Source organism: Nocardia sp. NPDC058480 (genome assembly GCF_042720495.1).
Lineage (GTDB): Bacteria > Actinomycetota > Actinomycetes > Mycobacteriales > Mycobacteriaceae > Nocardia.
The window spans coordinates 619396-626848 of the sequence record NZ_JBHXMN010000003.1 but is presented as its reverse complement, the minus strand read 5'-3'; the positions used below and the strand labels follow the sequence as shown (position 1 = coordinate 626848).

Genomic DNA, 7453 nt, shown 5'->3' with positions numbered 1-7453 from the left:
CGTCGGTGTAGTTCTTCTTGGGCATCGGGTAGATCTTCTCGCTTTTCTGGTCTGAGACCAAGATCAAGCGTGTCCATCACCCGGGGTCAAGGCCCGTCGTCGTCGGAGAACGGGGACATGACGAAGTTGCGGAGGTTGCCGAGTAGGTCGACGCCGCCGATGCTCTGCATGCCGGTCATGTCAGCTCACCTGCCCGGTGGCGTAGTCGAGGGCGTTGGCGTTCTCGATGTCTTTGCCTGCGATGCGTTTGAAGGAGATGGAGAAGACCTCACGCAGTTGCTGCACAGCCTCAATGTCCTTCCTCACCACGGCATCGATCGAGTTCTGATCTCCAGTCGCCTGAAGGAGGAACTTCTTCTCGAGATCCTTGCCTATCTGGAAGTCACCGAAGCCGGTGACGCTCTGGACTCGGCGGGTAACAACCAAGATCTCTTGCAAGTCTGCAAGTCGGTCGTCGCACGCCTTGAACATATGGAAGGCCGCAGCCTCGTCGTTCAGATAGACCTCGCCCGCCTTCGCCTGCGCAAGCAAATTGGTGTACGCGGTGTTTTCACTCATGAACCCTCCCCGGTTCAGCTCGGAAAGATCGGAACGAGCACTTCGCCCACACGCTCGAGGTACGTGCAGGGGTCATCCAGCCCCGTCTTCAGCGCCGAGTTGAAAATCTGCAACTGGACGACGCCTTGCTTCGCAGGAAAGACCACGTCACATCCGAGATCCTTCGACGCACCCGTGACCTTGAACTCGCGTCCTGTACGGCCCGCGATGGTCACGTCCCGGAAGTCGACATTGCCAGGCTTCTGCTCAAACTCATCCACAGGCTTGTTCGTCGTGTACACAGTGAGCGAGAAGTCTGGCCCAGCCCATCCGCAGATCTCCCACCCTGATTGCGGAACCCCCGCGACACCCTTCTCCTCCGTCGCCGGATCCACCCCCGCCTCCGTCAACGCAGCATCGGAAATCTCCGTGCACGGATTCCACAGAACCGGCTTAGCCGTAGTCGTCGCCCCCTTCGACGTCGACTCCCCCGAGTCACACCCGACCAGCCCGACAACCGCCAAACCGGCAACCAGCATCGCCGTGCCTGCGCGTTTCATCCCCACCCCTTCCGGCCGAGCACTGCCTTGACCAGGCACATTAGCACGGTCAGCCGCTGCGAGCCGGGGCCGCGTAGGTTGTGTGAGCATGAGCGAACTTCGACTTTCGGCGCCGTTCGACGGGCGTGATCCCCAGGGCAAACCGGTAGTGAACCGATCGGCGGTGGACTCCGACATCCAGGATCAGGTGCTGGCCTACCTCGAGCACGCACCGGTGATTCTGAGCGCCCGCAGCCACGACGCCGACGAGTTCGACCCCACCCAGCGCGACGTGCCGTTGAACTTCCACACCGACGGCGTCTTCGTCTGGCCGGGCGCTGTCGGGTACTACCTGCGCAAGTACGGACTGCCGCCGGAGCCCGCGCTGGTCCAGCACATCGTGGGCAAGGGGTTCGAGATCGGGGACGTCGATGAACAGGCGCGGCAGGCGGCCGTGCAGAAGGTCGTCGGCTGACCCGGTCTCAGCGCAGGCGGTGCGACAGCGCTTCGACGCCCGGTCCACGCAGGTTCGCCACGGCCACTGATCTGCCGGTCATCACGAGCAGTAGGTCGAGGATGGGGCCGTGCACCGGAGTGCCTGCGCCCGTTGACCATTCGATGTCGACGGCGGCCAAGCGCAGGCCGCGCAGGTGGCGCTTGGCCCAGAAGGGCCAGCCCATCGTCCAGACCCGTTGTGCGGCAACGGCGGCCGCGCGCGGGGCGACGTCGACGGTGCGGCCGAGCGGGCGGGCGATGTCCTGGGCGTGGACGATCACGTCGAAGAAGATGTTGCGGTAGCTGGTCACTGCGGGCAATCGGCGCGACGCCGCGTGCGCGCGGATCTCCCCTGCCAGGTCGGGGCGATCCGAATAGCGCACCGCTACATCGTGATTCATTCGATGGAAGCGGCCGCCCGCCTGGATCCCCAGCCGAACCATCGCGGCAGGCCCGGGCGGCTGCGGTGCCATCGCCAGATGTGCGGCGACATCGCGCACCCGCCAGCCCGCGCACAGTGACGGCGATTCCCATTCGGCCGGGGTGAGGTCGTCGAGTAGGTCGGCGACGGCGCGGCGCCGCTGTTCGATGACCTGCCACTGCTGCTCGCGATCCATGATCGGCCTCCGCACAATAGTCAGTGTATCTGACCAATATAGTCAGATACACTGACCGAAACAAGGAGGAGAGCATGGGCGACGAGCTCAACCTGGGCGTGCTCCTGTTCGTCCCGTACCGGGAAATGGAGCGCCGGGTATTCGCCGCGCTCACCGCGGGCGGTCACGCCGAACTCACCCCCGCCAAGGCCCGCCTGGTCGCCCGGATCGCCCCCGACGGCACCCGCCTCACCGACCTCGCCGCCCAGGCCCAAGTCACCAAACAAACCGCGAGCACCCTCGCCGACCAGCTGGTCCGCGCCGACTACCTCGAACGCGTCCCCGACCCCACCGACGGCCGCGCCCGCCTCCTGCGCCTCACCCCCACCGGCCGCGCCGCCGCCGACCTCGCCAACCGCACCGCCGACGAGGTTCAGTCCGAATGGCTCGCCCACCTGGGAAAACGAGCCTCCACCGAACTTCGCAAGACGCTCACCACCCTCCGCGAAATCACCGACCCGTACGCGTGAGCGCGGGTACTGGCGCCTAAGACACGGAGGGCGATCCGGCGGACTCGGCGTTCGATCGCCCCGCTCCGTGCTGCGCTCAGAAGGAGGTGGCCGATGCCGCGTCCTTGGTGGCTTCCGAGGGCGGCGTTGTTGCCGTGTGCGAGCAGAACGTTCCCCGGTGATGTCCGATCAGCGACGCAAGAACTCGATACTCACTCGTTCGAAGGCATCCTTGGCCTCGGTGTTCACCCAGTGGCCGCAGTTGGGGAACACATGCAGTTCGGCATCGGGGATCAACCGCAGTGGGATCGTCGCCATGTCCAGGGGGCACTGCCGGTCGTCGAAGCCCCAGGTGAGCAAGGTGGGGCACTGCACCTTGTGCAGCATCGACCAGTAAGGCGGCACATCCGAATCGGCCAGGAATTGTTGTTGCCGCGCAATCGCTTCCGAGCCGTACATCGCCCGTATTGTCCGCAGCGCACCCGGATCATTCGCCGCCTGCCAGCGCTCCTCGATCAGCTCGTCGGTGACCAATTTCGGGTCGAACAACATACAGTTCAGCCACCGAATCAGTCCGTCCCTGGTGGGATTATCGGCAAATTCCTGCAGCAGCCGCGACCCCTCGCTCGGCCCAGGACTGAAGATGTTGGTGCCCACGCCGCCGATAGCAACGAGCTTGTCGATCCGCGTCGCATGGTTGATGGAGACGTTCGCCCCGACGACACCGCCCATGGAATTGCCCACCACAGAAGCGGATTCGATGCCCAGCGCATCCATGAAGCGCACGACCGAGTCGACGGCAGTGAGGACCGGATGGCCCCGCACCGGGTCACTGACGCCGAATCCAGGGAACTCGAGCGCGTAGCAGTGAAAGTGTTCAGCGAACGCCGCCAGATTGCCGCGATAGTTTCGCCAGCCGTTGACGCCGATTCCAGAACCGTGCAACAGCAGCAACGGCGGCCCGTCACCGACCTCGTGATAGCGCAGCACCCCCTTCTCGGTGCCGACCTCCCTCAACGTGTTCTCGTATGTCACATCCACACATCCAGACTAGAACACGTTTCAGTTTCCGCACCAGGGCCTTACCCACTCGACCAGTTGCCGATCGCACCCACCTCCGATATACCATCAAATGCATGGCCTTGTTCGAGATCCGCGCCGAGCCGGAGGTAGTCGAGTGGTTGCGAGAGCTTGCTCCAGCTCAGCTGGCTCGAGTTGACGAGGTCGAATGATGAAGGGCCACAATCGAATGGCCGACGATCCAGTCTTGGCGGCGAAGCGAGACACCGACGAATATCGCGCAGCGCGAGACATCGCCAGAGTTGAAATCGCGCTCGGCCGGGCCGTTTTCACGCGACGCACCGCCTTGGGCATGTCGCAGACCGAACTAGCTCGACGAGCACAGATGACGCAGCCTGCGGTGTCGCGATTGGAGGGCGGAGGAGGCGGAGTACCGACGCTCTCGGTCCTGGATCGGCTCGGCCGCGCGCTCGGCGTCCGGTTCTCGGTCAGTGTCGGCGCGGACCCCGACACCGCAGAGGAAACACTCGGCCTCATCGCATAGTCAGGGCAGGACCGCGAAATCACCGACCCGTACGCGTGAGGTCGGCGCATTCCGTCGTAGCCGACGGTTCAAGCTGACCGACCGGACACCGCGCTACCAGCTTCGCTGCACAGCCGCCTTGGAGCCAGTCACCAAGCTATTAGCCGGAACGTCGTCGGCGACGATCGCGCCCGCGGCGATCACCGAGTCGCGGCCGATGCTGACGCCCGGCAGGATCATCGCGCCCGCCCCGATCCACACGTTGTCCGCGACGTCGATCGGTGCGCCGGTGAGGAATCGGCGCCGTTCCTCCGGGTCGACGGGGTGGCCCATGGTGATGAAGGTGGCCTTCGGGCCGACCATCACGCCCTTCCCCAACCGGATTCCGGCGTAGTCGAGAAACGTGCAGCCCTGATTGATGAACACCCGCTCGGCCAGGTCCAGGTTCAGCCCGTGATCGGTGTAGAAGGGCGGGTAGATGGTGAGCCCCGACGGGAGCGGGCGGCCCAGGATCTCTTCGAGCAGCGCCGCCTTCCCGGTCTCGTCGTCGAAGGGCAGCAAGTTGAGCCGGGAGGTCAACGCGCTGACCCGCAGAACCCGCTCGTGCATCGCCCTGAACTCGGCCCCGAGAACCCGCTCACCCCGGGCCAGAAGTTCAGGATCGTGAATGTCCATGAAGTTGTCGCTCGCCATCCCCCGATTCTCACACCCTGATCACCGGCGCACGACGTCGAAGACGAACCCCTCGATCGTGACTCCTGGCGCGAACGAGAACGCGATGCCCGTAGGCGCATGAGTCGAGGATCTAGCGGGTCGACCGCGAATCGCCGGGTGTTGATACCCCACCCGGTGCTTGTTCCGTGGCCCGTGCCGGTCGTTTCGAAAGCGATACCCTTGAGCAGGGAGGACTGGCACTGAGGAGATAATGTGGGGCAACCACGATCCTGGGCCGCGCGCGCAGCAGCCACGTTATCGCCCGAGCCGATCGACCTGGTCGATTCGGCTGAACAAACCCGCACCGCGCTTGCCACCGCCGTGGCACGGTTTTCCGAGGCTTGGGCCGCCGGATCCCCACCCGAGGTGTCGGCATACCTGCCCCGTGAACCGGCCAAGCGGCGAACGGTACTGATCGAACTGATCAAGATCGACCTCGAGTACCGCTGGCTTCGGTATCACTTTCCCAAACGACTGGTCGACTATCGTGCGGAGTTCGCCGAGCTGCAAGATGGTCCGCTGCCAGCCGAGCTGGTCTACGAGGAATTCCACGCAGTGCGCCGTGGTTCACCCGCCCCCGATCCGGCTATCGCCGAGGTCACCGACGCGGCGGCCGGCTCCGAGCTCGTCGGAGTCACCGACGATTACCGCAGCACATTGATCGCGCGGCCGAATGCCCAAGTAGTGCTCGACGCCATCGCTGTCGGACACCATGTCGAGGACTTCGACCTCTTGATGCGGATCGGGGCGGGCGCCTTCGCCCAGGTGTATCTCGCTCGGCAGCAATCGATGCAACGATTGGTCGCGGTCAAGATTTCCCACAATCACGGCACCGAGCCGCAGACCCTCGCGCAATTGGACCACGAATACATCGTGCGCGTCTTCGACCAGCGACTCATTGCCGATGGCGAGCTGAAACTGCTCTACATGCAGTACCTACCCGGGGGCACACTGCTCGATGTGCTGCGCTTGGTGCGCTCGACGCCACCGGAACACCGCAGCGGGCAATTGCTGCTCGATGCCATCGACAAGGTACTGGAGAAGAAGGGCGAGGTTCGACCGACAGAATCAGCTGTTCGGATACGGACCGCCGCATTGACGTGGCCGGAGACCATCGCCTGGTTGGGCCGCCGACTCGCGGACGCGCTCGAGCACGCGGCTGAACGGGGGGTATTGCATCGAGACATCAAACCCGCGAACGTGCTGTTGAGCGCCGAGGGGATCCCGAAGCTGGCCGACTTCAACGTCAGCTCCAGCACAGGCGTCAAAGGCACAAATCCCCTGGCCTACTTCGGCGGATCGCTGGCGTACATGTCGCCCGAACAGCTCGAAGCCTGCCATCCGGACCTGCCGACGACCGCCGCCGACCTCGACACTCGAAGCGACATCTTCGCGCTGGCCGTGATGCTGTGGGAGTTGCTCACGGGACACCGCCCCTTCGCGGACGAAACGGCCGCGGGCGAGACGGAGACGTCGCTGTCGCGCATGCTCGAACTGCGGCGCAGACCCGTCGACTCCGAGATTCTGTCGGAGCTTCCGCCCGATTGCCCCATGGCGCTGCGTCTAGTGCTGCTGAGGTGTTTGTCGCCGCACCGCGAAGACCGCTACTCCAGTGGCACGGAATTGGCCCAGCAGCTCGACTTGTGTCTGGAGGAGCGGGCGCGCGACCTGGTCTATCCGCCGCCGAACAGCTGGCGGGCACGACTTGCACGATGGCCGACCCCCATCCTGTGGTCATCGTCGCTGGTCGGCGTCGGCCTGGCTACGATCTACCTGGCGGTGCACCTCCAGGAACTGATCGCCGAGCGCCTGCCCGCTGCCACCGCCGAGCGGCTGTACAACGGCACCACCATTTTCATCCTCTGTGTCTTACCGCCGTCGGTCCTCATCTACCGATACATATCGCGCAATTTGCTCGCTGTCCCTCGCGGTTTGCGCGATGGCAGGCGCTACGACGAGGGAACGCTCGCGCGGGTGCGGTCGCGAACATTGTTGTGGGGCGACCTGTGTGCGATGAACACCCTGTTGTTCGCGGTGCTCGCAACCGTGATGGGGGTGATTCTGCTCGTCTGGTTCACCGAGCTCCCGACGCGGCTGCTGGTCCATGCGGCAACGACGGTTCTGGTGACGGGCACCATCTCGGTCGCCTACACGTTCTTCCTTTCGACGTTCTACATCGTCCGCTGTGTCTATCCCATCTACCTGCGCCACGGCCCCACGACGGTGAACGACTCGGATGAAGTTCGGGCGCTGCGCCGCAGAGCCACGGTCTATCTCGCGGTGACGGCGTCGGTGCCGGTGGTCGGGGTTCTGGCCGGATTCAGCGCCCTCGAACCCGAGGAGCTGCCACTCGTGCGCGATTCGGTTCTCGGTTTGTGCGCGGCCTCCGGGCTCGCGTTCGTCGCCGTCTACTGGTTGTTCAGGAAGCTGGATGCAGACCTGCGCGCGCTCGAGCGGGTGGTCGTGTAAATCAGCCGTGGCTGCTCCGAACAAGATCACTGACACGTATCGATGGCGGGG

9 protein-coding genes are annotated in these 7453 nt (G+C 64.5%); 4 read left to right on the top strand and 5 right to left on the bottom strand.

The annotated features are described in order from the left end of the window. Nucleotides 1–180 precede the first annotated feature (180 nt). Complete coding sequence (locus ACFWO8_RS11685) at nt 181–558, bottom strand: hypothetical protein (protein ID WP_378948137.1); 378 nt, start codon at nt 556–558, stop codon at nt 181–183. Between the two features lie 14 nt (nt 559–572). Next, nucleotides 573–1097 (bottom strand): DUF3558 domain-containing protein, encoded by a 525-nt coding sequence (locus ACFWO8_RS11680; RefSeq protein ID WP_378948134.1) that lies wholly within the window; start codon nt 1095–1097, stop codon nt 573–575. 88 nt (nt 1098–1185) lie between these two features. On the opposite strand from ACFWO8_RS11680, the gene ACFWO8_RS11675 reads away from it, so the two are divergent. Beyond that, on the top strand, nt 1186–1551 hold the full coding sequence (locus ACFWO8_RS11675) for a hypothetical protein (RefSeq protein WP_378948132.1): 366 nt from the start codon (nt 1186–1188) through the stop codon (nt 1549–1551). A 7-nt stretch (nt 1552–1558) separates the two neighbouring features. Here the strand turns inward: ACFWO8_RS11675 and ACFWO8_RS11670 are convergent, their stop codons facing one another. Further along, nucleotides 1559–2203: a maleylpyruvate isomerase family mycothiol-dependent enzyme gene (locus tag ACFWO8_RS11670; RefSeq protein ID WP_378948130.1), complete on the bottom strand. Its 645-nt coding sequence runs from the start codon at nt 2201–2203 to the stop codon at nt 1559–1561. Between the two features lie 59 nt (nt 2204–2262). Between ACFWO8_RS11670 and ACFWO8_RS11665 the strand changes: the two genes are divergently transcribed. Beyond that, nucleotides 2263–2697 carry a MarR family winged helix-turn-helix transcriptional regulator gene (locus ACFWO8_RS11665; RefSeq protein WP_378948127.1) on the top strand — a complete coding sequence of 145 codons (435 nt, stop codon included), beginning with the start codon at nt 2263–2265 and terminating at the stop codon, nt 2695–2697. A gap of 168 nt (nt 2698–2865) precedes the next feature. On the opposite strand, the gene ACFWO8_RS11660 is transcribed toward ACFWO8_RS11665, so the two are convergent. Continuing rightward, a complete protein-coding gene (locus tag ACFWO8_RS11660; RefSeq protein WP_378948124.1) occupies nt 2866–3717 on the bottom strand; it encodes an alpha/beta fold hydrolase in 852 nt (283 codons plus the stop codon). Between the two features lie 187 nt (nt 3718–3904). On the opposite strand from ACFWO8_RS11660, the gene ACFWO8_RS11655 reads away from it, so the two are divergent. Next, on the top strand, nt 3905–4240 hold the full coding sequence (locus tag ACFWO8_RS11655; protein ID WP_378948121.1) for a helix-turn-helix domain-containing protein: 336 nt from the start codon (nt 3905–3907) through the stop codon (nt 4238–4240). Between the two features lie 93 nt (nt 4241–4333). Here the strand turns inward: ACFWO8_RS11655 and ACFWO8_RS11650 are convergent, their stop codons facing one another. Beyond that, nucleotides 4334–4912: a sugar O-acetyltransferase gene (locus ACFWO8_RS11650; RefSeq protein WP_378948118.1), complete on the bottom strand. Its 579-nt coding sequence runs from the start codon at nt 4910–4912 to the stop codon at nt 4334–4336. Nucleotides 4913–5146: 234 nt separating this feature from the next. On the opposite strand from ACFWO8_RS11650, the gene ACFWO8_RS11645 reads away from it, so the two are divergent. Further along, nucleotides 5147–7402: a serine/threonine-protein kinase gene (locus ACFWO8_RS11645; protein WP_378948115.1), complete on the top strand. Its 2256-nt coding sequence runs from the start codon at nt 5147–5149 to the stop codon at nt 7400–7402. Nucleotides 7403–7453: the final 51 nt, after the last annotated feature.

Coding starts and splice junctions, on each gene's coding strand:
- ACFWO8_RS11685 (WP_378948137.1), bottom strand. CDS start 558: ATGAGTGAAAACACCGCGTACACCAATTTGCTTGCGCAGGCGAAGGCG.
- ACFWO8_RS11680 (WP_378948134.1), bottom strand. CDS start 1,097: ATGAAACGCGCAGGCACGGCGATGCTGGTTGCCGGTTTGGCGGTTGTC.
- ACFWO8_RS11675 (WP_378948132.1), top strand. CDS start 1,186: ATGAGCGAACTTCGACTTTCGGCGCCGTTCGACGGGCGTGATCCCCAG.
- ACFWO8_RS11665 (WP_378948127.1), top strand. CDS start 2,263: ATGGGCGACGAGCTCAACCTGGGCGTGCTCCTGTTCGTCCCGTACCGG.
- ACFWO8_RS11655 (WP_378948121.1), top strand. CDS start 3,905: ATGATGAAGGGCCACAATCGAATGGCCGACGATCCAGTCTTGGCGGCG.
- ACFWO8_RS11650 (WP_378948118.1), bottom strand. CDS start 4,912: ATGGCGAGCGACAACTTCATGGACATTCACGATCCTGAACTTCTGGCC.